Source organism: Proteus alimentorum (assembly GCF_002607735.1).
Taxonomy (GTDB): Bacteria; Pseudomonadota; Gammaproteobacteria; order Enterobacterales; family Enterobacteriaceae; genus Proteus; species Proteus alimentorum.
Genome location: NZ_NBVR01000024.1, coordinates 161,086 through 184,142, shown reverse-complemented (window position 1 = coordinate 184,142; position 23,057 = coordinate 161,086). Strand labels below are relative to the sequence as shown.

The 23,057-nt window shown below is 35.9% G+C and carries 21 protein-coding genes and 1 riboswitch; of the genes, 8 read left to right on the top strand and 13 right to left on the bottom strand.

Going from position 1 to position 23,057, the window contains the following annotated elements; translation table 11 throughout:
• Positions 1 to 12: 12 nt before the first annotated feature.
• The 3 genes from B6258_RS07785 to B6258_RS07775 are packed head-to-tail and all read right to left on the bottom strand — an operon-like array spanning position 13 to position 1,198.
• Positions 13 to 426 carry a YeeE/YedE family protein gene (locus B6258_RS07785; protein WP_099074781.1) on the bottom strand — a complete coding sequence of 138 codons (414 nt, stop codon included), beginning with the start codon at positions 424 to 426 and terminating at the stop codon, positions 13 to 15.
• Between the two features lie 4 nt (positions 427 to 430).
• A complete protein-coding gene (locus B6258_RS07780) occupies positions 431 to 871 on the bottom strand; it encodes a YeeE/YedE family protein (RefSeq protein ID WP_099074780.1) in 441 nt (146 codons plus the stop codon).
• Positions 872 to 874: 3 nt separating this feature from the next.
• Positions 875 to 1,198: an ArsR/SmtB family transcription factor gene (locus B6258_RS07775; RefSeq protein WP_099074779.1), complete on the bottom strand. Its 324-nt coding sequence runs from the start codon at positions 1,196 to 1,198 to the stop codon at positions 875 to 877.
• Between the two features lie 105 nt (positions 1,199 to 1,303).
• Here B6258_RS07775 and B6258_RS07770 point away from each other — a divergent pair, with 105 nt between their 5' ends.
• On the top strand, positions 1,304 to 1,810 hold the full coding sequence (locus B6258_RS07770) for a SprT family zinc-dependent metalloprotease (protein WP_164996150.1): 507 nt from the start codon (positions 1,304 to 1,306) through the stop codon (positions 1,808 to 1,810).
• Positions 1,811 to 1,889: 79 nt separating this feature from the next.
• On the opposite strand, the gene mgtE is transcribed toward B6258_RS07770, so the two are convergent.
• The 4 genes from mgtE to hcp form a co-directional block, all read right to left on the bottom strand.
• The gene (gene mgtE / locus B6258_RS07765) at positions 1,890 to 2,963 is read right to left on the bottom strand and encodes a magnesium transporter (RefSeq protein WP_099074777.1); all 1,074 of its coding nucleotides are present in this window, start codon (positions 2,961 to 2,963) and stop codon (positions 1,890 to 1,892) included.
• 75 nt (positions 2,964 to 3,038) lie between these two features.
• Positions 3,039 to 3,210: riboswitch (M-box (ykoK) riboswitch) on the bottom strand.
• A 215-nt stretch (positions 3,211 to 3,425) separates the two neighbouring features.
• Positions 3,426 to 3,761, bottom strand: coding sequence for a DUF6694 family lipoprotein (locus tag B6258_RS07760; protein WP_099074776.1), 336 nt, complete (start codon positions 3,759 to 3,761; stop codon positions 3,426 to 3,428).
• A gap of 270 nt (positions 3,762 to 4,031) precedes the next feature.
• Positions 4,032 to 5,036: an NADH oxidoreductase gene (hcr, locus tag B6258_RS07755; RefSeq protein WP_099074775.1), complete on the bottom strand. Its 1,005-nt coding sequence runs from the start codon at positions 5,034 to 5,036 to the stop codon at positions 4,032 to 4,034.
• Positions 5,037 to 5,094: 58 nt separating this feature from the next.
• Positions 5,095 to 6,747, bottom strand: coding sequence for a hydroxylamine reductase (hcp, locus tag B6258_RS07750; protein WP_099074774.1), 1,653 nt, complete (start codon positions 6,745 to 6,747; stop codon positions 5,095 to 5,097).
• 492 nt (positions 6,748 to 7,239) lie between these two features.
• Between hcp and B6258_RS07745 the strand changes: the two genes are divergently transcribed.
• The gene (locus tag B6258_RS07745) at positions 7,240 to 8,721 is read left to right on the top strand and encodes an aldehyde dehydrogenase family protein (protein ID WP_099074773.1); all 1,482 of its coding nucleotides are present in this window, start codon (positions 7,240 to 7,242) and stop codon (positions 8,719 to 8,721) included.
• 186 nt (positions 8,722 to 8,907) lie between these two features.
• Here the strand turns inward: B6258_RS07745 and B6258_RS07740 are convergent, their stop codons facing one another.
• A complete protein-coding gene (locus B6258_RS07740) occupies positions 8,908 to 10,308 on the bottom strand; it encodes an alanine/glycine:cation symporter family protein (protein WP_099074772.1) in 1,401 nt (466 codons plus the stop codon).
• A 195-nt stretch (positions 10,309 to 10,503) separates the two neighbouring features.
• On the opposite strand from B6258_RS07740, the gene clcA reads away from it, so the two are divergent.
• Positions 10,504 to 11,925 (top strand): H(+)/Cl(-) exchange transporter ClcA, encoded by a 1,422-nt coding sequence (gene clcA / locus B6258_RS07735; RefSeq protein ID WP_099074771.1) that lies wholly within the window; start codon positions 10,504 to 10,506, stop codon positions 11,923 to 11,925.
• Positions 11,926 to 12,023: 98 nt separating this feature from the next.
• On the opposite strand, the gene tehB is transcribed toward clcA, so the two are convergent.
• The 5 genes from tehB to B6258_RS07710 all read right to left on the bottom strand — a co-directional run bounded on the left by tehB (position 12,024) and on the right by B6258_RS07710 (position 16,637).
• Positions 12,024 to 12,878: an SAM-dependent methyltransferase TehB gene (gene tehB / locus B6258_RS07730; protein WP_099074770.1), complete on the bottom strand. Its 855-nt coding sequence runs from the start codon at positions 12,876 to 12,878 to the stop codon at positions 12,024 to 12,026.
• A gap of 77 nt (positions 12,879 to 12,955) precedes the next feature.
• Positions 12,956 to 14,074, bottom strand: a complete 1,119-nt coding sequence (locus B6258_RS07725; protein WP_240531546.1) for an NAD-binding protein — start codon at positions 14,072 to 14,074, stop codon at positions 12,956 to 12,958.
• A gap of 76 nt (positions 14,075 to 14,150) precedes the next feature.
• Positions 14,151 to 15,236, bottom strand: coding sequence for a linear amide C-N hydrolase (locus tag B6258_RS07720; RefSeq protein WP_099074768.1), 1,086 nt, complete (start codon positions 15,234 to 15,236; stop codon positions 14,151 to 14,153).
• Between the two features lie 235 nt (positions 15,237 to 15,471).
• Positions 15,472 to 16,050: a YceI family protein gene (locus B6258_RS07715; protein WP_099074767.1), complete on the bottom strand. Its 579-nt coding sequence runs from the start codon at positions 16,048 to 16,050 to the stop codon at positions 15,472 to 15,474.
• 32 nt (positions 16,051 to 16,082) lie between these two features.
• Positions 16,083 to 16,637: a cytochrome b gene (locus B6258_RS07710; RefSeq protein WP_099074766.1), complete on the bottom strand. Its 555-nt coding sequence runs from the start codon at positions 16,635 to 16,637 to the stop codon at positions 16,083 to 16,085.
• A 1,010-nt stretch (positions 16,638 to 17,647) separates the two neighbouring features.
• Here B6258_RS07710 and B6258_RS07700 point away from each other — a divergent pair.
• The 5 genes from B6258_RS07700 to B6258_RS07680 all read left to right on the top strand — a co-directional run bounded on the left by B6258_RS07700 (position 17,648) and on the right by B6258_RS07680 (position 23,054).
• A complete protein-coding gene (locus B6258_RS07700) occupies positions 17,648 to 18,475 on the top strand; it encodes a MurR/RpiR family transcriptional regulator (protein ID WP_099074764.1) in 828 nt (275 codons plus the stop codon).
• A gap of 226 nt (positions 18,476 to 18,701) precedes the next feature.
• Positions 18,702 to 19,451, top strand: a complete 750-nt coding sequence (locus B6258_RS07695) for a YadA-like family protein (protein WP_099074763.1) — start codon at positions 18,702 to 18,704, stop codon at positions 19,449 to 19,451.
• Between the two features lie 196 nt (positions 19,452 to 19,647).
• Positions 19,648 to 20,139: a GNAT family N-acetyltransferase gene (locus B6258_RS07690; RefSeq protein ID WP_099074762.1), complete on the top strand. Its 492-nt coding sequence runs from the start codon at positions 19,648 to 19,650 to the stop codon at positions 20,137 to 20,139.
• A 326-nt stretch (positions 20,140 to 20,465) separates the two neighbouring features.
• Positions 20,466 to 22,025 (top strand): sulfatase-like hydrolase/transferase, encoded by a 1,560-nt coding sequence (locus B6258_RS07685; protein ID WP_099074761.1) that lies wholly within the window; start codon positions 20,466 to 20,468, stop codon positions 22,023 to 22,025.
• Positions 22,026 to 22,169: 144 nt separating this feature from the next.
• On the top strand, positions 22,170 to 23,054 hold the full coding sequence (locus tag B6258_RS07680; RefSeq protein ID WP_099074760.1) for an OmpG porin family protein: 885 nt from the start codon (positions 22,170 to 22,172) through the stop codon (positions 23,052 to 23,054).
• Positions 23,055 to 23,057 lie beyond the last annotated feature (3 nt).

Below are 23,057 nucleotides of genomic sequence, written 5' to 3'. Positions count from 1 at the left end.
TAAAATAGTTTGTTATTGTGGCTTACGCACCAATCCAATTAACAGCCAACCCACAATCATAGCAAGGACAAATAAAATACCTTGATAAAACCCAGCACCCGCTAATACCAATCCAGGGCCAGGACAAATTCCAGCCAATCCCCAGCCAAGACCGAATAATACACTACCAAGCACTAATGGTTTATCAATCGCTTTATTGGTCGGGATATTTAAAGGGCATGCTAATACACTTTGCTGCCTACGGCGTGTTAGTTGGTAACCGATCACACTGACAACCAGCCCTGCTCCCATGATTATCAATAAAGAGGGATCCCAATTTCCAGTAATATCCAGAAAACCTAGAATTTTTTGCGGATTGCTCATTCCACCAACAATCAATCCTGCACTGAATAGAAGACCGCAAAGAAAAGCAACAAATTTGGTCATTTTCTTAGCCTCCTATTCCTATTACGTGGCGCTGAATATAAACGGTAATAAATGCAGTCACCATAAAGACGAAAACTGCCACCATCGAGCGACGCGATAATCTCGCTAACCCACAAATACCATGACCACTCGTGCAACCATTACCTAAACGCGTACCTGCTCCCACCAGCACTCCAGCAATGATTAGCATCCAAGGTGACGTTTCAATCACAGGCGATAAGGGTTTATCAAAAAAATAAAACAGTGTCGGTGCGATTAACATGCCAAATAAAAATGCCCAACGCCAACCATTTCCCTGCTGTTTTGTTGATAAAACACCACCTAAAATACCGCTTATTCCTGCAATACGGCCATTAAATAACAGTAAAATGGCAGCCGCAGCACCTATCATAAGCCCACCAATTGCCGCACTTAAAGGCGTAAAGTGAACCCAATCTATATTCATAAATTAACCTGCTATAGGGCAATAAAGCTGATAAAGCGTATTAAGTAGTATGAGAACTTTTTCATCAGCAATAGAATAAAAGATACGTTTTCCATCACGACGAGTATTCACTAACCCTTCATTGCGCAAAACGGTCAGCTGTTGAGAAAGTGTCGGTTGACGAATACCTAAACTCTCTTCTAATTCACTCACACTTTTTTCGCCCTGACTTAGCTGACACAATAATAAAAGGCGATCGCCATTTCCTAGCGTCTTAAGCATGCTAGACGCTTCATTAGCCGCCAATTTCATTGCATCTAATAAATCAGGTTGAACTCGTTGTGTCATGGTAAACTCCATAATCAATATACTTTTTAATAATATGTTAATTTATATATTGTGCAAGTTTTCTTTTTATTGCGTGTTTGTATAAGGCGCTATATGCTCTGTAACATGAAAACGGTAAGAGTCCCCATTGCCTTAGTGCAAAGCGTTATGCAAACACTGCGTGAAAAATTGCAGCAGGCTAATCTTTATCTTAATACAAATTACCCAGAACCAACTCTACATTATAATCAGAGAGGAACTATTGCAGGCAGTGCCTATTATGCAAATTGGGAAATCCGTATTAATCCTACATTATTGATTGAAAATAAACAGAATTTTATTGAAGAAGTTATTCCTCATGAATTAGCGCATTTATTAGTTAATCGCCATTTTGGTCGTGTAGCGCCTCATGGGAAAGAGTGGAAATGGATGATGGAAACCGTATTACAAGTTTCAGCTAAACGCACCCATCATTTTGATGTTAGCGCAGTTAAAGCTAAAACCTTTCCTTATGCTTGCCATTGTGAAGAGAAACACCAGCTCACCATTCGTCGTCATAACAAAGTATTGCGCGGAGAGACACAATACCGTTGCCGTCATTGTCAGGCTATTTTGCAGTTTATTGAATATTAAAAAACATAGATAAAAATAAAGCCGATGTGTTGATTAATTCACATCGGCTTTATCTTGAGAATGAATATGTGGGATTGCCTTAAGCAAACTCGCTCATCACATGAGATGCGATTTCAAAGTAAATAATAAGACCTGTACCATCAATTAACGTCGCGATAAACGGAGCTGAAACAACCGCAGGATCAATACCTAAACGCTTTAATACCATTGGAATAACAGACGAAACAATCGCACTCCAAACCGTGATTGAAACAAGTGTTAAGCCAACAACAATCATCACTTCCATCCCCACACCGAGGAACCAAGCACGCACAAAACCGGCGATCCCCATAGTCAGTGCAACCATTATGGATGTGGTTATCTCTTTTCTTAATACAGACCAAACATTACGTAAGCTCACTTCCCCTAGTGCCATAGCACGTACTAATGTTGAGGTGATCTGTGTACCACTATTTCCGCCTGTACCAATCAGCAATGGAATAAAAAAGGCTAATGAAATTGCGGCTTCTAGTCTATCTTCAAAAGCATGTAATACGGTACTGGTATACGCTTCTGCCACAAACAGCATCAACAACCACACAACACGTTTACGCCATAATGTTACAGGGCTGGTTTCTAAATAAGGCTGCTCTAAAGGTGAAGTTGCACCTTGCATCTGAGCATCAAGTGTATTTTCATCTTCAATTAATTCCGCAATATCTTGAGGACGTAAAACACCAACTAATTTTCCAAAATGCATCACGGGTACACTGTCTAAACCGCTATGGCTAATCAGTTGATACACATCATGTCGATTCTGTTCTGGTGAGACAGAGAAAAAAGTTTGACGCATCACATCAGACACAAACAGATCATTAGCGGCTATTAATAATGATTTAACGGGCAAGATCCCATTTAGATAATTATCTTTATCCACTACATATAAATAGGTTGGGATTAATTCATCTTTTAAATCATTAACCAATTGAGCTTTCACATTTTCAACAGAATCAGCGACAGAAACCGCAATATAAGACTGGCTCATATAAGCACTAACGGTTGCATCATCTTTTAAACGATTGTATTGGTCTTGAGTTGAGTTGTTTTGTGGTGTGTTTAAGGATGCATCTGCAACTAATACAGCATCCATTTTGTTTTGAGTATTGAATTTCATTTTGTGGTTCCCTATTACTGTTTGTGTTTAGCAAATCAGTTCTCCATAGGGGCGAAACCAGAAGCGAGAATGCAAAAGCTATCTACACGTCTCGGTTTTAGCACTATACAACGTATCCGATGAATACTGGAAGTTACATGGGGATATACCTTCGGTCGATATATCCTGTCCTAATCTTGGGCGTCTCTCGACGTCGTCAGATCAGTAACCTGTGTTTGTATAGGAGCCTCGCCTAACGAGATACTGCACTTTTCTTGCGAATGCGGCGCGCATTATAACCACTCACAATATAATGAAAAGCACGATAACGATTTTGTTTAAGTTCTATTGAAAAATAGCTCGCAATATTCATCATACAATTAAATAATATAGTTCCATGTAAAACTAATATATAAAAAAGAAATGAAGTCTTCCTACAAAAGCGAAAATCGTATAGTAAAAGATAATCTGTTTATTAATTGATTATTTAAATGCTAATTTTTGTACTTTTATTTCTTCTGCTTGCAAAAATATCTCTTTTACTGTTTTACCATCTAATGATTGACACATTTTACGAGTGATAATATCCGCATTTTTATGGCGACCAGCGATAACTAAATCATTAAAATTAATATCATTAAGAATAGCTAATTCTATTGCTTCATCAAAACGAGATTGTTCATCAAGGGGAAGTGAGTTGCGCATTTCAACAATTGAGATACGTAGCGACTCTACGTTAGAGCCATCAAGGGTTTGTTGAGGTTTTTCACAGCCAGATAACATGACACTAAATAAACAAATAACTAACAATTTTTTCATATATCCCCCCTTACCCAGTCAATAGTTTAAATAATAGCAGAATGTTTATAAGGAAACGCCCCACTAACCAAAATATATTTTTAATTCGTCATCGTTTCCAATATTTTTATTATTCTGAATAAATAAAAACCTTCTTTAATTTAAAATAAAGGGAAGCATTTTCCAGATTATTCGGTTTTTTAATGGGGAGAATAGACGTAAAAAACCCTGTTAATAAATTAACAGGGTAAAAAAACAGGAAAATAGAAGGAAATACTTAATAGAAGGAGGTTAAGCGAGCTCGACATCTCCTTTTAAACGACAACTACATGCTAAGACATAACCTTGAGCTATCTCTTCAGCCGTTAATGTACTGGTACTACTGACATCATAATCACCACTCGCAATGCGAGTTTTACAACTCCCACAAACCCCTGCTCGACAAGCAGCAAACACAGGAACTTTATTTTCTTCCATAGCTGATAATAAAGTCACACCAACAGGAACTTTAATTTGTGATAATGGATGGCGAATAGTCATGGTTAATTGTTCGTTTTCATCAACACAAACAGGCTCATCACCAAAACGTTCCATAAAGATATTCTCAGCAGGTACACCAAGATTTCTTGCAAAACGTCCTGTGTCTTCCATATAACTATTTGGGCCACAGCACATAACTGTACGACTCGCAATATCAGGTACTAATGCAGCTAATTTTTCTTGAGAAATGCGTCCACTAAATACCCCTTTATTATCAGGTAATTTAGGCATCATGATAAAATTAAGATTGTATGGATATGCATTTGCTAATTCGATCCATTCTTTCTCAAAAATAAACTGGCTTTGCTCACGAATATTAAAAATAACCGTGATATCGGCTTTAGGCTGATTATTTAACAACCAACGTGTCATCGACATAACTGGTGTCACACCACAACCTGCTGCCAACATTAAATAACGCGCACCTTCTTTACCTGCACAAGTAAATTCCCCCTGAGCATCAGATAACCATAGATAATCACCTGGTTTTACTTGTGATGTTAACCAACTAGAACCCACACCATTTTCTAAACGGCGAACGGTTAAAGTGATAAACGGGCTTAATCCTGGAGAAGATGAAATGGTATAAGCACGCATTATTTCATCACTATTATTGATACTCACCAGTGCAAATTGACCCGGTTTATAAGAATAAAAGTCATGATTAATTAAATTTAGCGTCCACACTTCAGGTGTTTCCTGATTAATCGAGTGAACTTGCATACGATTAGGACAAAGAGAAGTAGGCATCGTCATGGATATTGATCCCTCACCGAAGCCCGCAGGCTTCGGTAATGATAATGAATTTAAAACATTAAGCAGAAAGAATATCTTTAAGATCTTGTTCTGGTGTAGTAATAGAGCGCATACCAAATTTCTCATTTAGTACCGCCAGCAGATTGTCCGTTAAGAACGCAGGTGCTGTTGGGCCGGTATAAATGTTTTTCACGCCTAATGAAAGCAGAGTCAATAAGATAACAATCGCTTTTTGCTCGAACCATGAGAGAATTAAAGACAGTGGTAAGTCATTCACACCACACCCTAATTTCTCAGCAAGGTTAACCGCTAGCATAATCGCTGAGTAAGCATCGTTACACTGACCCACATCAAGTAAGCGTGGTAAGCCTTCTAAAGTACCGAAATCCAGTTTATTGAAACGGTATTTACCACACGCCAAAGTCATAATTAAACAGTCTTGTGGAATTTCTCTTGCAAGATCGGTGTAGTAACTACGTTCACCACGGCTACCATCACACCCCCCGACTAAGAAAACATGACGTAATTTTTTCTGTGAGACTAAATCAATCACAGTATCTGCGGCATTTAATAGCGTTTCACGACCGAAACCAACTGTAATTAAATGCTCAATTTCATTGTATGGGAAACCTTCTAATGATTGTGCTTGTTCAATCATTTCAGAGAAGTCATCACCAGTAATATGTTTTACGCCCGGCCAACCAACAATACTACGTGTCCAAATACGGTCACCGTAATTACCTACATTCGGATCAATAATACAGTTTGACGTCATTAATACAGGGCCTGGGAATTTTGCAAACTCAATTTGCTGATTCTGCCAGCCACTTCCGTAGTTACCCACTAAGTGTTTATATTTTTTAAGTTCTGGGTAACCGTGAGCAGGTAACATTTCACCATGAGTATAAATGTTGATCCCTTTACCTTCAGTTTGCTCAAGTAGCATTTGCAGATCTTTTAGGTCATGACCTGAAATTAAAATCGCTTTACCTGCAACAGGGCGCACGTTAACAGTAACCGGAGTAGGGTTGCCGTAAGCTTGAGTTTCGCCTTTATCAAGAATCGCCATAATGCGGAAGTTCATTTGACCAATACCCATCGCATTTTCTAACAACGCATTCATATCCGAAGGATCTGTGCCTAACCACGCCATATAACGATGATATTCTGCGTAAATTTCATTGTCATACTGACCTAAAACATGCGCGTGCTCCATATAAGCAGCGGCTCCTTTTAAGCCATACAGGCACAGCATACGTAATCCATGAAGATCATCACCGATTTGCGCTTTATCTGCATTTAAAGCAAAAAGCTGAGCTTGTTTTTGTAAGCTGTCTAAATCGTTACCCGCTAATTGGATTTCAGCTCTTGGATGAGTCACTTGAATTGCTGCATTTTTCGCTAAAGTACGAGATTTCAAACTTTCACGGAAATAGATAGCTTCTTTCGCATAACCGACAATACGATCAGAATCAAAATTAACATTAGTTAACGTAGAGAAAAAAGCACGAGGAGCGAAGCTATCTACATCATGATCAATAATACCAACGCTACGTGCTGCTAAAGCCCACGCTGAAAGCCCTTCTAATACCGCAACGAGTAAATCTTGAAGATCAGACGTTTCTGCTGTTTTACCACACATACCTTGCGCATAGGCACAACCATTACCTACAGGCGTTTTCATTGTTTGTTCACATTGCACACAATACATATCGTATTCCTTCTAATAAAAGATAACGCTTTATTTTTATAAGTTGCATTTTAGATGCAACATAAGAATACGCCATTTTTATCAGAGAGAAAGTGCAATATTGAACAATTTAAATGTTGTTTGATCTAACGCAATTTCTAGCAAATCTTTTAATATCTCTTTTTTCATCCTTTGATTTTGCTTACACCTCAAAAAACTGTCTAAACAAGAGAGCGTTACTGCATTACGCCGATGATGACTAAATAAGAAGGAATATTTAAGAATTATTGATGGTTATTTTTTGTTTAATCATATAAAGACTGAGAGATGAAACGATTAAGTTTACCCATTTTTGTTAAGTCAGTAATATTCATTACTATTTTTTATCGTTAATATCACCTATTGCATCAATAGCTAATCAAATTTTCTCAATTGATATATGTTATTAGCACGAGTATTACGAAGTGAAACTACACATTTGAATGATGCTCATCCCTACATTGGAGATTAAAAATGATTAAATTAAATAATGTTCCATCAGAATTTCGCCCTCTAGAAAGTTACAAAATGCTAATTGGAGGAGAATGGGTATCTAGCACATCACAAAAAACAACCAAAACCTATAGCCCTGCTACGGGTGAATTATTAAGTGAATACCAATCTGGTAGTGCTGAGGATGTTGAACGCGCAGTGAGCGCTGCACGTAACGCATTCAAAACATGGAGTAAAACATCACCTGCTGAACGTCAATCCCTCTTATTAAAAATCGCAGATCGCTTAGAGCAAGAGCAAGAACGCTTTGCTTGGATAGAATCGCTCGATAACGGCAAACCACTCAATGAGTCGAAAAACATAGATTTACCTGCCTCTATTGACCATTTTCGATATTTTGCAGGCGTGATACGCTCTCATACCGATGAAAGTGCCGTCCTAGACGAAAATACCATTAGCCTTGTTATTCGCGAACCGATTGGTGTTGTGGGTCAAATTATTCCGTGGAACTTCCCATTATTAATGGCAGCATGGAAATTGGCGCCAGCGATTGCGGCAGGTGATACGGTAGTTATTAATCCAGCAACACTGACTTCCCTTTCATTATTAGAGCTAGGTCGTATTTTAAATGAAATATTACCAGCGGGTGTGATTAATATTGTGACGGGACGCGGATCGGTTGTAGGACAAGCTATTTTAGAGCATGAAGACATTGATAAACTTGCATTTACAGGTTCTACCAATGTGGGTTATACCGTCGCAGAAGCCGCAGCGAAAAAAATGGTTCCAGCAACATTGGAATTAGGCGGTAAATCAGCCAATATTGTGTTCCCTGATGCAAATATGAAAAAAGCCGTCAAATATTCAGCATTAGCTATCTTGATGAACCAAGGACAAGCTTGTGAATCAGGTTCACGTTTGTTCTTACATAAAGATATTCATGATGAGTTTTTGAAAGCATTAAAAACTGAATTTGAGAGCATTCGTGTCGGTGACCCACTTGATCCGAATACGCAAATGGGTACACAAGTTAGTCAAGATCAAATGGATACTATCTTAGGCTACATTGAACTCGCGAAAAAAGAAGGCGCTACTGTTTTAACGGGGGGTGAGCGTATTACTGGTGAAGGTTATGATGACGGATTCTTTGTTCGTCCAACCATCATCATCAACGCAACAAACCAAATGCGTGTAGCCCGAGAAGAAATTTTTGGACCTGTATTGTGTGTTATTCCATTCGATAATGAAGATGAAGTGATCGAAATGGCGAATGACTCTGAATATGGTCTTGGTGGTGGTGTTTGGACTCAAGATATTAACCGTGCTCTACGTGTTGCAAGAGCAGTAAGAACGGGGCGTATGTGGGTTAACACTTATCATGAACTCCCAGCTCACGCACCATTTGGGGGTTACAAGAAATCAGGTTTAGGGCGTGAAACACATAAAATGATGTTAGATGCTTATAGCCAAGTGAAAAATATCTTCATCAGTATGAAAGAATAAGATTTTCTCTCTTTTCTAAATTCTTATAAATATAATATCTATACTCATCTCTTCGCCTTCTCCCCAGAAGGCTTTTTATTATCTGTAATGTCTCATATCTCAAGTTATTACCATAAAAAACCGCATACTTATCACGATAAAGTATACGGTTTTATGTTGTGTTATTAGCCGATAAGTAAGAACGCGTTACTCTGCTTCGGCTTCTTTTTTGCTCACTGAATGAGTTTCTTTATCTAATTCAATATTATCAGCGTTAACATCTTTTATATGATCTCTTGTTAAGCGATAAACAACAGGACTTAATAAAGCTAATGCAATTAAGTTAGGAATAGCCATCATTGCGTTGAGTGTATCGGCTAACAACCACACAAACTCTAATGATTGTGTCGCCCCAACCGGTAACGCAATCAGCCAAGCGATACGAAATGGCATAATAGCTTTAGGCCCAAATAGGTATTGCACACATTTTTCGCCATAAAAACTCCAGCCTAAAATCGTGGTAAATGCAAAAATTGCTAATGCAATCGCCACAATATAGTTCCCCCCCGGAATAGCGATAGAGAATGAAGCTGCGGTTAATGTTGCACCACTTTGTCCTGTAAGCCATTGCCCTGTGATAACAATAGTTAATCCTGTAACAGAACAAACAATGATGGTATCAATAAAAGTTCCCAACATCGCAATCAAACCTTGGCGAACAGGGTTTTGTGTTTTTGCCGTCGCATGGGCAATAGGCGCACTCCCCAATCCCGCTTCATTTGAGAAAACACCACGCGCTACACCAAAACGGATCGCAGCCCAAACAGCAGCCCCCGCAAAACCACCTTGAGCAGCAACAGGTGTAAATGCAGATTTCACAATAAGGATAATGGCATCAGGAATAGCTGTCACATTCAGTGCTAAAACAACAATACCTGCACCAAAATAGCCAACGGTCATAATAGGAACTAATTTACCAGCAACATCGGCAATACGCTTAATACCGCCAATGAGTACAGCTCCGACTAAAACAACGAGCACAATAGCGGTGATTGTCGTTGAAATACCAAAGTTACTTTCCAATACATCAGCCACCGAGTTTGCTTGTACTGTATTACCAATACCAAACCCCGCAAAACTACCAAAGACAGCAAAAACAGTGCCTAGCCAAACCCAATTTTTACCTAAGCCATTTTTAATGTAATACATTGGCCCACCAACATAGTTTCCATATTTATCAACTTCACGGAAACGTACAGCAAGCACGGCTTCTGAATATTTGGTTGCCATTCCCACTAATGCGGTCATCCACATCCAGAACAATGCACCGGGTCCTCCTAAGACAACAGCCGTAGCAACACCAGCAATATTACCCGTTCCGATAGTGGCAGATAGTGCGGTCATCAACGCATTAAATGGCGATATTTGCCCTTCGCCTCTTTTATCATTTTTTTCAAATAAAAGCTTAAACCCTGTACCTAATTTCCTAATAGGTAAAAAACCAAGTCGAAACTGCATAAAAAGACCGATACCGAGAATACCGACAAGCATCGGAACTCCCCATACCACGCCATTTATAGCGCTTAATATATTTGTGATGAAATCCATAATTTACCCTTTTTCGTCCAAATGTTATCTAAATATGTATTTTTTGTTATCAATTACACTAAAGATGAAAAAGTGAAAATATGCTAGAAAAAAAAACGACTAACTCTAAAATTGACTTAGTTATGTGAGAAATATCACTTCATTATTAAATTGCGCTATCATTAGGTTCATCGTTACAATACTTCAATCAAAGTTATGCATAATCATAAATCAGCACAAAACACCCAAAATGAACGACGATTTAATCTGTTCAGAAAAACGCAAGAAACCAACCTTGCACCACTAAAAATCCTGCTATTATCCGCAGTCGTCGGCTCTCTAGCGGGATTGGTGGGTGTTTTATTTGAAAAAAGCGTTAGTTGGGTGATTCATTTTCGACAAGAAGAATTTATTAAAACCTTTACTAATCCTTATATTCTAGCGATCTGCACATTACTTTTTTCCTCTATTCTGGCAATGCTGGGCTATTATTTAGTCAAGAAGTTTTCACCCGAATCAGGGGGATCAGGAATACCTGAAATTGAAGGTGCCATGATAGATATTCGTCCTGTTCGTTGGTGGCGAGTATTACCTATAAAATTTATTGCCAGTATCGGAACTCTAGGTTCTGGAATGGTATTAGGACGAGAGGGTCCAACGGTTCAATTGGGTGCCAATATCGGTCAACTTATAAATGATATTTCTCGAATAAAAGATAAAGAGTCTCGTCATACTCTATTAGCTACGGGAGCCGCCGCAGGATTAACCGCGGCGTTTAATGCTCCTCTGGCTGGTATTTTATTTATTATTGAGGAGATGCGACCTCAATTTAAATACAGTCTTATTTCAATTAAAGCAGTCTTTATTGGCGTTATTATGTCTTGCATTGTTTTTCGCCTATTTAATGGTGAAGGAGGTGTTATTCATATCGGTAAATTTTCATCCGCACCACTAAATACACTCTGGTTGTATTTAATTTTGGGTATGTTATTTGGCATTATTGGCGTTATATTCAGTAAACTACTTTTCTATGTCCAAACCCAATTTCAGCATTTCTATCAAGATAAAACATCACGTTTTGTTTTAACTGGTGGCATTATCGGTGGACTTTGCGGTTTATTAGCATTAATTATTCCTGAAATAACCGGCGGTGGATTTAGTATTATTCCTGCGCTTAGTACAGGACAATATTCCCTTATTGCACTATTACTTTTCTTTGTTTTACGAACTATCACATCCATCATCAGTTTTGCTTCTGGTGCTCCTGGCGGTATATTCGCCCCTACTCTGGCATTAGGTACTCTATTTGGTAGTGCATTCGGATTAACTGCAACCTTACTTTTCCCTGATTATCAAATTCAAATTGGTACGTTTGCTATTGCAGGAATGGGGGCTTTATTTGCAGCAACGGTAAGAGCACCTCTAACGGGGATCGTCCTCGTATTAGAAATGACCGATAATTATCAACTTATCCTGCCGATGATCATTACCTGTTTAGGTGCAACGATGTTGGCACAGCTATTAGGTGGTCGCCCTATTTATACGGTTTTATTAGAACGGATATTGCAAAAATCTGAGGAAAAAGAACAAAAAAACCAAACCCTCGATATTAAAAGCGATAACTCACCACAACAATAAAACTCGCTTAAGCAGATAAAAAATACCCCAAAGTTGGTGTCCAACTTTTGGGGTGCAGTTCATATTTGGGGTATTTAAAAAGAGATGAGAGTTATTAACTATTTTTTGCGTGCGATTAAAGTAGCAAAATTTAAGGCAATACGATTGCCATTTGCATCTGTTTTATGTAAATGCCCAGGATCCTCATTATATTTAATAATTTCCCATTCTTTATAATAATTCGCTAATTCATTTGGACGTAAAAAGGTTTTAAATGGAATTTCAGCAGGATCACTATTTGGCGTTTCAACAGGGCAAACAATCACATTAATACCATTAGAATTGGTACATTCCTGCATATTTTTAATAATACTTTCAATTCGTTCTCGTTGGCAGAACATCAATACAACAGTTGAAAGAATAATATCGTATTTCTCAGTAAGTGAAGCTTCATTGATATCATATAAGCCACTTTTTACTGCCAATCCTGTTTTGGTTTTAACTGTTTCAATAGCATCAATATGTGAAGCATTAATATCTAACGCTGTCACATCATAACCTTGAGACGCTAAATAGAAGCTATTTCGACCACGACCGGCACCTAAATCTAACACCTTGCAAGGCTGAGTAAACGTTGCCATATAGCGTACTTCAGAATGCGGTAATGATAAGTCGTTTTCTTTAAATAGCTTATCTTCTGGGGCACATAAAAAAGAGAGCTGACAACGTACATCATCACTTGCTTTATCTATTTTATGCCACTGTTGAGGTTGAATTAACGGCGGTTGCTCCTCAGTATTACACTCAACTGAAATTTGTGAGCCATCATCATTAAAAACAACAAAGGTCATGTTACCTTGCAATACTCGCATTTGGGCATAAGTGCCTTCCTTTGTATTATGGCGTTCTAATAACGCTAAAGGAATGGATGTACGAGTCCACTCTGGCATTGTTTTATAACTTACAAGTTCCATAATTCAACCTCAATAAGATGCATTTTAAATACATCTTATGGTAATCATTATCTTTCGTAAAGAAAGTTTTATCAAAATTATGATTTTAAATATTTGTTTAAAAGCAAATTAGTCACATCAGATGAAGAAATAGATTCGCCACACAAAACTTTCATCATAATTTCTTTACCTAATGATGCTAAAGAAAACAACATGTCTGGGCGTAACCTGCTGATTTTATCTCTATTTTCATCTTGATTAATAATAGTGATCAATTTGGCATCAACATTAGAACATTCTTGGATTGTCAGTAAAATAAAGGTATTTTCTGCGTCACTTTCAGATAAAGTAACAACCCAACTCGCTTTCGCAATATTAGCTGATAGCAATGTTTTAAGATTCGTTGGATCACCTTCAATAATATTGACTTGTGCGTCATAAGAAGCTTTACTTTTATCGGTACAAATCGCAATAACGGGTTTCCCTTGTTCTCTTAACCCTTTTTCCAATTGAGAAGCTAATACCGATGAACCAATAATAATAAAATGATTATGCATTTTAGCGATCCTTTTCTTAACAATATCGCGAGTGCCGCGCGCAAGAAATCCCATGACATACACAATGGAAGTAGTAAAAACAGTTATTCCCAAGATAACAACAGTGAGAGTAAAAATACGCGCATTCGTGCTAATTGGCACAATATCGCCAAATCCGAGTGTCGTCATACAGACAATAGAAAAATAAAACGCATCCATCAACGTTGTAATATGTGGCTTAAATTCATCACCAATATAAAGACTTCCTAGCATTGAGAATAACAGTAAAGAAAGGATACAGATAAAAGCCACAAAGCCAGCACTAGTTAAACTATGATGTGGAAATGCACGCCAACTTATTAACAATCCAATCAATAAAGTAAAAGAAAAATAGGATTGAAAGTCCATTTGTTGATAAACAGCAACATCAAGAAAAACAATGGTGGCTAATAAAATCAAAGAAACACACCACGCAATTCTGGCGCCAAGATACATAAATATTGAAAGTAAAATTAATGCACAACCTAACATTACCTTTGGTATATCGAGAAGTTTTAATACACCTAAGGATTTAAGCCATGCTGAAAAACCATGGATTTCCCAATCCAGATAAATACCACGAGACAGCAAAATAGAGTAAATGATAAAAATACCATTTAAGATAAGTAATAAAGACATCATTTTTCTTGTCACTTTAGATGTCTCTATCACATTTAGTATTACAGATAATTTCATATTAGATATTGTGAATACCCAGCTAGTTATTTAAAGGAATATGATCTAATCCTTGAAATTTAAAAGGCTCTGCAGGTTTAAAATGACTTGTCGCATTAGCTGAATAGATTATCGACTGCTCCTCACCTAATGGTAATGTCATCACTTTCCCACTCTCTTTTGAAAAATCAATTTCCTTTAAATTAACCCAAAAAGTATTCGGCGATAATGCTGATTCGAAAAAATATAATTGTTTTTTATGATCAGCCACGGTTCTCCAGCGTGTGGATGAAATTTCTGGTGATTCAACCGTACTTAATCCATAAGGTACAGATACATTTCTGATCACACCAAATACGCTAGCGAGCGATTTTTTACTCGATTGAGCTTTAGGAATGGCATTCACATAAAAAGAAGCTCTGGCAAAACGATCTGAAGCACGATTAGTCCCTGGTAACATTACGGTTCCACCGATTTGTTGCCAATAACTATTCAACGCTAATTGTTCTGAAAAAATAGGAGAATTCGTCATCACTTGATACTCTTTGCTGTGATGAATCACTTGTTTACCATTTATATATTCAATGATGGCGCTATCTCCCGTTGCATCTGAAAGCGAAAGATGTAGTGTTGCCATTCTATCTTGTCCAGGAACTTTATCCGTCAATACAATAAAAGGCTCACTGTCTAATGCATTCACAGCTTCTTCAACTGAAGCAAAATTATCTAACACATACTGCGCCCATGCAGAAATTGAAATAGCCGGTTTTTCTTTGGTATATGCAGGATAATCCGATTCCGCCAACCACAATAAATTAGCTACTAAACCTTTTTCATTCATACCATCTGTCGTAGAAATATCATAACCAGATGCAATCACACTTCCATATTTAGATGTCCATTTTATCGAGTTATCACCGGCTTCTCCTGAGCGTTGCATCCCTTGTGGAAATATCCATAAATTCGTTCCTATGTCATATTTCCAGTCCATTGAACGAGCCGTAATAATTTGGTTATTGTCACCTAAATAAACAAGCCGAGTACATGCATCAACATCCGTAATACCTATTGTGAAAAAACTAGATATAAGTAGAGTCCTCAAAAAAGTATGACGTAATTTTTTCATTATTAACTCTTTCCTGTTAAATAAGTGGATGGCTTCTTTGTTATAACCGCTCTTTGCGCTTACTTAAAATCGATAAAGCCTCAAAGTAAATATTAATCCTATTAAAAAATAAGAATTATTAATTAAGTATAAGGTCATTCATCATAATTGTGCATAAAAAAACCGATACCTTAAAGTATCGGTTTATAAATCATCTAGGTAATAAGAGGCTTTATTGCTCTACAGAAAGCACATTTAATTACGCCTTTTTTACACCTTCAACAGAGATAATCAGCTCTGCTTCTTGTGATTTTGGTCCTAAGTCTGATTTAAAATTAAACGCTTTCAGATTCACTTTACCAGTTGCTTCAAAACCAGCCCGGTAACCTTTCCAAGGATCGGTACCTTCGCCAATTAATTTTGCATTTAATGAAACTGGCTTAGTCACGCCATTTAATGTTAAATCACCTGTAACTACATAGTTTTCGCCATCACGAATAACTTGGGTTGAGACAAATCGAGCTTCAGGATATTTGCTTGCATTAAAGAAATCAGCGCTACGTAAGTGCTTATCACGCTCTGCGTGATTAGTGTCTAAGCTTCCCGTTTTAATCACAACATCAACTTTATCTTTTGATGGATCTTCTTTATCGTAACTAAATGTACCATCGAAATCTTTAAAAGTACCGTATAACCAGCTATAGCCTAAATGTTGGATACGAAACTGTACAAATGCGTGTTGGCCTTGTTTATCAATAGCATAATCTGCTGCTAAAGCAGTACTTGCATTAAATAACAACGCACCTGCGGTTAAACCGAATAAAGCTTTCTTAAACATTGTTATCTCCATAATTCATTTTATAAGTTTAATTATTTAGTCCGCATTCCTAGCATGCGTTTTAACGTGACATCTTTATCAATAAAGTGATGTTTTAAAGCACCAGCAGCATGTAATAGCGATAATAAAACCACCGCCCAAGCTAAATAAAGATGAATATCACCGGCTAAATCCGCTTGTTCGGCTTCCCCTGTAAAAATGGCAGGCACAGAAAACCAATCAAATACAGATATTGCTTGTCCATCAGCGGTTGAAATTAAATAACCACTAATCAGAATAGAAAATAAGATTAAATATAAAAGCATATGTGCAATATGAGCACTAATACGTGTCAATTTACTGTAACTTGATAACGCTTTAGGCGGTGGAGAGATCCAACGCCATATCACACGCACGATCAAAATAATAAATAAAAGAATACCAATACTCTTGTGTATTTCAGGTGCCGAATGATACCAACTATCATAATACCCTAGCGTTACCATCCACAACCCTAAAGCAAACATACCATAGACAGTAAGCGCCGATCCCCAGTGTAAAAGGAGTGACAAATGTCCATAGCGAGACGCATTATTTCTCCATTGCATAATAAAAATCCAATAGTTACTAATTCATTAAAATAATGTTATCTAGTTTAGTAGATCGAGAATAAATTGTTAGCCCATAATTCAACAAATAATTTGCTTATCATTATCAATAATAATCAATAAGTAATGAGCTCTTATTAGTCACCTTGTTGATTATCTAATCAATGACATTGTTGGATCAGCTTTTTTTTCAAAAGAAGATAGGTGTATTGGCTGGTGTTTATGTACATAATAAAAAGAATAGATATAGAGATAAAAATAAGAAGAAAACTAATACAACAATTATCTAACTATAAAAACAATTGTATTGTCAACTTATCCTAAATTAGAACTTATTAAACAAAATACAATAATAATGAGAGGAAGCGTAAAAAAACCGGATAACCAGCGCATTTCGCGTACAACACCAAAAATAATACCAACAATACAAACAAAAAATATCACCGGCATCATTTCTGAGTAATGATCATGACAATAGTGCATTAATAAATTAATCCACGAGTGATCGTTTTGCATATAAAAATTTCAACCAATAAAAATAAATTTTAATTAAGATAGTGATAAATTACTATCATTAACAAATAAAACAAGTGTTGTATTATAAATATCAATCATTGCGCACAAAGATATTAAAACACTTCACATTTTAAATAGAGATGATATTATCAAAAAAAAATAGCTATATAAGTCAAATTTTTAACAATATAAAACAAGCAATGTCAAATAAAACAAAATCACTCAAATAAAACCAATATCATTATTAATATCACTTTAGTTAAATGAAATAATAATTTCATTTAATTTCAAATAGAGAAAATTAATTCCGAAAGGTTATAATAAAATTAATAAAGAATAAATAAAATAGAGTTTTAAACATCAAATAATTACCTTTAGGTCATTAATTTATTTGGAATTAACTCTATATTTCATTTTAATTACTATTAGCTAAAAACATTCAAATACCACGCAAAAAACACTACAATTACAATAGTATTTTTATTGAGGGCACTATGTCTACTGCAACAAATCTGAATGAACTACAGGAACAAGTTCGCTCCCGCTATAATGGATTAAGTAAAAGGCTACAGCAGGTTGCACATTATCTACTTGATAATAAAAACAGTGTGGCATTTGATACAATTGCGATCCTTGCAGATAAAGCAAATGTTCCTCCATCGACATTAATTCGTTTTGCCAACGCATTTCATTTCAATGGCTTTAATGAAATGAAACAATTATTTCAAAATCACTTGATGAATGAAATGGCAAATGAAAATGAAAATTTAACTTATAAACAAAAATATAAAGAGGAGCCTCCTAATCTGAATGAGCCAGCCTATATTTTGCAAGAATTTGCACAAGCAAATAGCCATTCATTGCAACAATTGGCAAATCAGACTCACAGAGAAATGTTAAATAAAACATTACAATTGCTCGAAAACGCTGACACAATTTATATTTGTGGCTTTCATCACTCATTCAGTGCTGCAAGTTATTTTTTTCATGCTCTCTCGCATATCCCTTGTGAGGTTGTTTTTGTCAACAACCTAGGTGGGATGTACAAAGAGCAATTAAGAAATATTACACATCGTGATGTGCTCTTTGGTATTCACTTCCATCCATATTCAGATGAAATGCAAAAAATGTGTGAAATGGCGACTTACAAAGAAGCCAAACAAATTATTGTTACTGATAGTCCAATTAGCCCATTAGCAAGTTTAAGCGATGTTTGTTTAACGGTTAAAGAAGCTCAAATAAAAACCTTTCGTTCTCAAACTTCAACAATGTGTTTGCTACAAGCAATTTCTGTCGCTTTTGCTTTTAGAAAAAAACATTAATATTTTTCATCCTGAACTGCATCTTAATTAAGATGCAGTTTTTATAAAATAAATATTTTTAAAAATAATATTTAATGAAATATAACCATTAACCATATATTAAATAGCTTAGTATTTTATTTAAAACTATTTTTAAGAATAAATACAGAATGTTTTATTTGTGATGAGAAAAGCAATCATTTAGCATTAATTTATACCACCAAAGATCATTAAAGGATTAAATTAAATGTTATTTAAAAAATTATTTTTAATTGTTTTCTTATTTCCAAATTTCTCCTATTCAAACGTAAATTCAATAAAAGAAAATAGAGAAGATCCAATAATCATAAATATTCCTAGTATTTCATTAGGCGACCAAAGTAATGCCTCTGGTAATGGTTCAATCGCAATAGGAACAAATAGCCAAGCTAAAAACACACACTCAGTTGCTATTGGTACTAATTCGTTAGCAACGGAAGAAAATACGGTATCATTTGGTAATTTTGAAAATCAACATACTTCTCGATTAATTAATATTAGTGAAGGAAAAAATAATACTGATGCCGTTAACTTTGCTCAAGCCAAAAAACTGGTGGATAAAAATAGAATAGCAACAAATAATACTATTAATCAGCTAAAGAGAACGGTCAGCGCAGATATTAGTAATATCAAAACCCATGTTAATGATTTTGATAAGTATTACAAAAAAAGACAGGCTGAAATCACAGATTCAATTGCTAATTTAGACAAAGAAATTATCGCGTTAGAAAAAAAAGTATTTGCCGGCATTGCTTCATCAGTTGCAATGACGAGCATTCCTTATCTTACTCATCACACCTTAAGTGGCGGAATTGGTATTAGTAATTATCGAACAGGCACAGCATTTGCTGGAGGCGTGCAATATAAACCAAATAACGATATTGCATTTCGATTAAACTCATCCATTAATAGTGAAAAAGAAGTTATTATTGGCGGTGGATTAGCTTATGGTTGGTAAACAATTTTCTTTTCTAGAATCAGATTATTAAAAAATAATTTTTATAACCAAAGCAGTAATAATTTAAGTAATATTACTGCTTTTTATAAAAAAAATTTAATTGATAAATTTAACTTTAGTATTTATAACATATTTTTGTAATATACATTATTTTTTATATACTAGGATTATAAGCTAGAGTCAAAAGGAATAAAAAATGAATTATATATTTCAAAAAATGACTGCTAAAGATATTAATGCAGTAGCGCTACTATTACAGGCAAATTCCGAATCTCAACAAGGTGGATTATATGGTGAATACCCTCTAAATAAAGTTGAAACGATGTATCAAAACAGCACTAACGCCATTGTTGCACTTTACCAAGAAAATATTGTTGCTATTGTTTTTAGCTTTCCTGTTACCTCTTTTTCGATCCCGCCAATTGCTCAAGCTATTCACCAACATTTTCCAGAAATAACACAAAACAATTGGTTTTACGGCCCTGTTTGTATTGATAAATCGCACCGAGGAAAATCACTCTTAAAAGATCTCTACCAACATATCTGTTCTTTACATGGCGGGCATCCTATCGCATTTGTTAATAGCGAAAATATTAGGTCACTAAAAGCACATCAAAAATTAGGTATGGAGATTGTTAAAAATTTTGAGTTTCAAGGTACATCTTGGTGGATCATTAAAGGACAATGAAAACAAACGAAAGAAAAATACTTACACTTTCTATTATCCAACTTTTTGGCTGAAAATGGCGTCTTTTAGGTATTTTTGCTATCGTCATCACAAAATAAATAATTAGCATATAAATCAATATGATACATGAAACAATAAAAAGTTAGTCTATTCTTAACAATATTTCAACTCCTATTTTAGCTGTCAAATTGCTTACAATTTGACACCATTATGTGATCTCCCTTTCAATTCTTGATCTTTCGTTAACTTACTTTTTGATCTTATACAAAAGTATAAATAAGATAAAAGACACCAATTCGAAAGTAAACGTAAAATAGGAGGAAGCAATGACTGTTTCCCGCAGAACTTTTATCAAAGGACTCGCAGCCAGCGGTGCAGCAATGACTGTTTCTACCCCTGTTATTGCTAATTCAGGGAGCTCAACTTCTAATACGCGATCGCGTCCAGATAATGCCCCTAACCTATTAATTGTTTTCCCAGATGAAATGCGTGCTCATGCATTACAGTTTATGGGGGAAGATCCTTCAATTACACCTAATTTGAATAAATTTGCGAAGCAAGCCAAAGTAATGACGCAGATGGCTTCAAACTACCCTCTTTGTTCTCCATTTCGTGGCATGTTTATGACAGGTCAATACCCTGTTCGTAACGGTATTACAGGAAATGCACATGACTACGGTGGCAAAGTGGGTATTGATTTATCGCCTTATGCAAAATGTTGGTCGGATGTTTTAAAATCTCTCGATTACAGCACAGGCTATATCGGTAAATGGCACCTTGATGCACCTTACGAACCGTTTATTGAAAGTTACAACAATCCAATGGAAGGTCGTTATTGGAATGAATGGGCAGCACCAGATAGACGCCATGGTTTTGATTTTTGGTATTCTTATGGCACTTATGATTTACATTTAAAACCAATGTATTGGGCAAACGATACCCCTCGTGATAAACCAATTTACATTGATCAATGGGGACCTGAACATGAAGCAGATATGGCAATCAAGTTCCTCAAAAATGAAAACAATCAATTTAGAGATAATTCAAAACCATTTGCATTAGTGGTTTCAATGAATCCTCCTCATTCACCTTATGATCAAGTTCCGAAAAAATACCTCGATGCTTATCAAGGTAAAACTTCAAAAGAGCTAAATACACGCCCTAATGTACAGTGGGATACTGAATATCAAGAAGGCTATGGACCTCAATATTTCAAAGAATACATGGCAATGGTCAATGGTGTTGATGAGCAATTTGGTCGCATCGTAGATGAATTAGAAAAACAAGGTCTTGCAGATAATACTCTTGTTGTTTTCTTCTCTGATCATGGCAGTTGCTTAGGGGCAAATGGACAAGCAACAAAAAATAATCCTTATGAAGAATCCATGCGTGTTCCTATGATGTTCCGTTTACCAGGTAAAATTAAACCAGGCACTGATGATGCATTAATGTCAGCACCTGATATTTACCCAACTATCTTAGGGCTACTTGGTTTATCAGAATGGATCCCTGATTCAGTAGAAGGTACTGATCTTGCAGATAGAGTAGTCACTGGCAAAGGCGATACAGCAAACTCTCAGCTTTATCTCTTTATTCCTTATGGTGAACCTTCATTTGGTAAACGAGGCGTAAGGACCAAAACTCATACTTTGGTTATAGATAGACAAGATGGACAGCCATTAAAATATACTTTATATGATAATGTAAACGATCCATATCAAATGAAAAATATTGCCAAAGATAATATGCCTTTAATTGAGAAATTAATTAAAGAAGAATTAACCCCTTGGTTGGAAAAAACAGGAGATTCTTGGCGCGCCACTGAATTTATTACGGCAACAACCAATAAATTAAATAAAACAATATCGACATGTAAAGAAAAATAATAAAAATATCTGCGCCATAATTTTATGGCGCTATATATAAACCCAATTCGCTGATATAAAAAATCCTTTTATAAAAAAAAGGAAAGATGTCCTACACCTAAAAATTGACACAAATAAAAGCGAATAAAGAATTGGATATATACCATGAACAAACTTCGTATTGCTCTTTTCTTACCTCTTCTTGGCTTAGGTTTAACTTCTTTTCATTCTCAGGCAGCTAATGTCAACGCCATGTTTTCTTGGGAAACGGCAGATTACGATACACCAAATAACTATGCGGGTTATCGTGTAGATTTTAATATTAATCCAGATAAGTCTAACTGGTATTTCGATGTTGGTTTTCGTCAACGTGAGCATGACAATAAGAACCGTTATCAGCGTTATGATTTACAGGGTAGTTATCGTTTTAAACTAAATAATGGTTGGATCCAACCAGGTTTAAAAGTGCGTCAAGATCTCACTAACTATGATAATGGCAACCGATTAACTATTGATTTTTATGAATCAAAAACCAATTACCAATTTCCAATTAATAAAGATTGGTTTTTAACAGGTAGCGTTTTATTTGGCTTACAAAAGAAAGAAGACAAACGTAGTAATGGCGTTACAAACACGGATTACTTAGGTTGGGAAATCGAGCCCGGTCTACGTTATTTTGTCACTCCTAATATTAATACAACCGTTGCTTATTTTGATGGTGGTAAGCAAGCAATACGACATGAAGAATACGACACAAAAGAAACAAACCATAATCAACAATTACGTATGTATGTAAATTGGACGACACCAATAGGATTAATTGTTTCTCCATCAATGCGTAAATCTATTTTCGGAAAAATAGAAGACAGAACAAATAAAGGCGTTTATATCGAAAAAGATATGACACGTTATACCCTACAAATGGCTTATCAAATATCACCTCAATGGCGAGTCATGACGGAGTATTATAATGAACGAGTTGAAAATAAAAATGATGGCAGTAAATCAACTCAGGATTATTTCAAAGTTTCATTCCGAGCAACATTCTAATAA

Bases quoted from the DNA above. Each gene is read 5' to 3' on its own strand.
- B6258_RS07785 (WP_099074781.1), bottom strand. From the start codon at position 426: ATGACCAAATTTGTTGCTTTTCTTTGCGGTCTTCTATTCAGTGCAGGA.
- B6258_RS07780 (WP_099074780.1), bottom strand. From the start codon at position 871: ATGAATATAGATTGGGTTCACTTTACGCCTTTAAGTGCGGCAATTGGT.
- B6258_RS07775 (WP_099074779.1), bottom strand. From the start codon at position 1,198: ATGACACAACGAGTTCAACCTGATTTATTAGATGCAATGAAATTGGCG.
- B6258_RS07770 (WP_164996150.1), top strand. From the start codon at position 1,304: ATGAAAACGGTAAGAGTCCCCATTGCCTTAGTGCAAAGCGTTATGCAA.
- mgtE (WP_099074777.1), bottom strand. From the start codon at position 2,963: ATGAAATTCAATACTCAAAACAAAATGGATGCTGTATTAGTTGCAGAT.
- B6258_RS07760 (WP_099074776.1), bottom strand. From the start codon at position 3,761: ATGAAAAAATTGTTAGTTATTTGTTTATTTAGTGTCATGTTATCTGGC.
- hcr (WP_099074775.1), bottom strand. From the start codon at position 5,036: ATGACGATGCCTACTTCTCTTTGTCCTAATCGTATGCAAGTTCACTCG.
- hcp (WP_099074774.1), bottom strand. From the start codon at position 6,747: ATGTATTGTGTGCAATGTGAACAAACAATGAAAACGCCTGTAGGTAAT.
- B6258_RS07745 (WP_099074773.1), top strand. From the start codon at position 7,240: ATGATTAAATTAAATAATGTTCCATCAGAATTTCGCCCTCTAGAAAGT.
- B6258_RS07740 (WP_099074772.1), bottom strand. From the start codon at position 10,308: ATGGATTTCATCACAAATATATTAAGCGCTATAAATGGCGTGGTATGG.
- clcA (WP_099074771.1), top strand. From the start codon at position 10,504: ATGCATAATCATAAATCAGCACAAAACACCCAAAATGAACGACGATTT.
- tehB (WP_099074770.1), bottom strand. From the start codon at position 12,878: ATGGAACTTGTAAGTTATAAAACAATGCCAGAGTGGACTCGTACATCC.
- B6258_RS07725 (WP_240531546.1), bottom strand. From the start codon at position 14,074: ATGATGTCTTTATTACTTATCTTAAATGGTATTTTTATCATTTACTCT.
- B6258_RS07715 (WP_099074767.1), bottom strand. From the start codon at position 16,050: ATGTTTAAGAAAGCTTTATTCGGTTTAACCGCAGGTGCGTTGTTATTT.
- B6258_RS07710 (WP_099074766.1), bottom strand. From the start codon at position 16,637: ATGCAATGGAGAAATAATGCGTCTCGCTATGGACATTTGTCACTCCTT.
- B6258_RS07700 (WP_099074764.1), top strand. From the start codon at position 17,648: ATGTCTACTGCAACAAATCTGAATGAACTACAGGAACAAGTTCGCTCC.
- B6258_RS07695 (WP_099074763.1), top strand. From the start codon at position 18,702: ATGTTATTTAAAAAATTATTTTTAATTGTTTTCTTATTTCCAAATTTC.
- B6258_RS07690 (WP_099074762.1), top strand. From the start codon at position 19,648: ATGAATTATATATTTCAAAAAATGACTGCTAAAGATATTAATGCAGTA.
- B6258_RS07685 (WP_099074761.1), top strand. From the start codon at position 20,466: ATGACTGTTTCCCGCAGAACTTTTATCAAAGGACTCGCAGCCAGCGGT.
- B6258_RS07680 (WP_099074760.1), top strand. From the start codon at position 22,170: ATGAACAAACTTCGTATTGCTCTTTTCTTACCTCTTCTTGGCTTAGGT.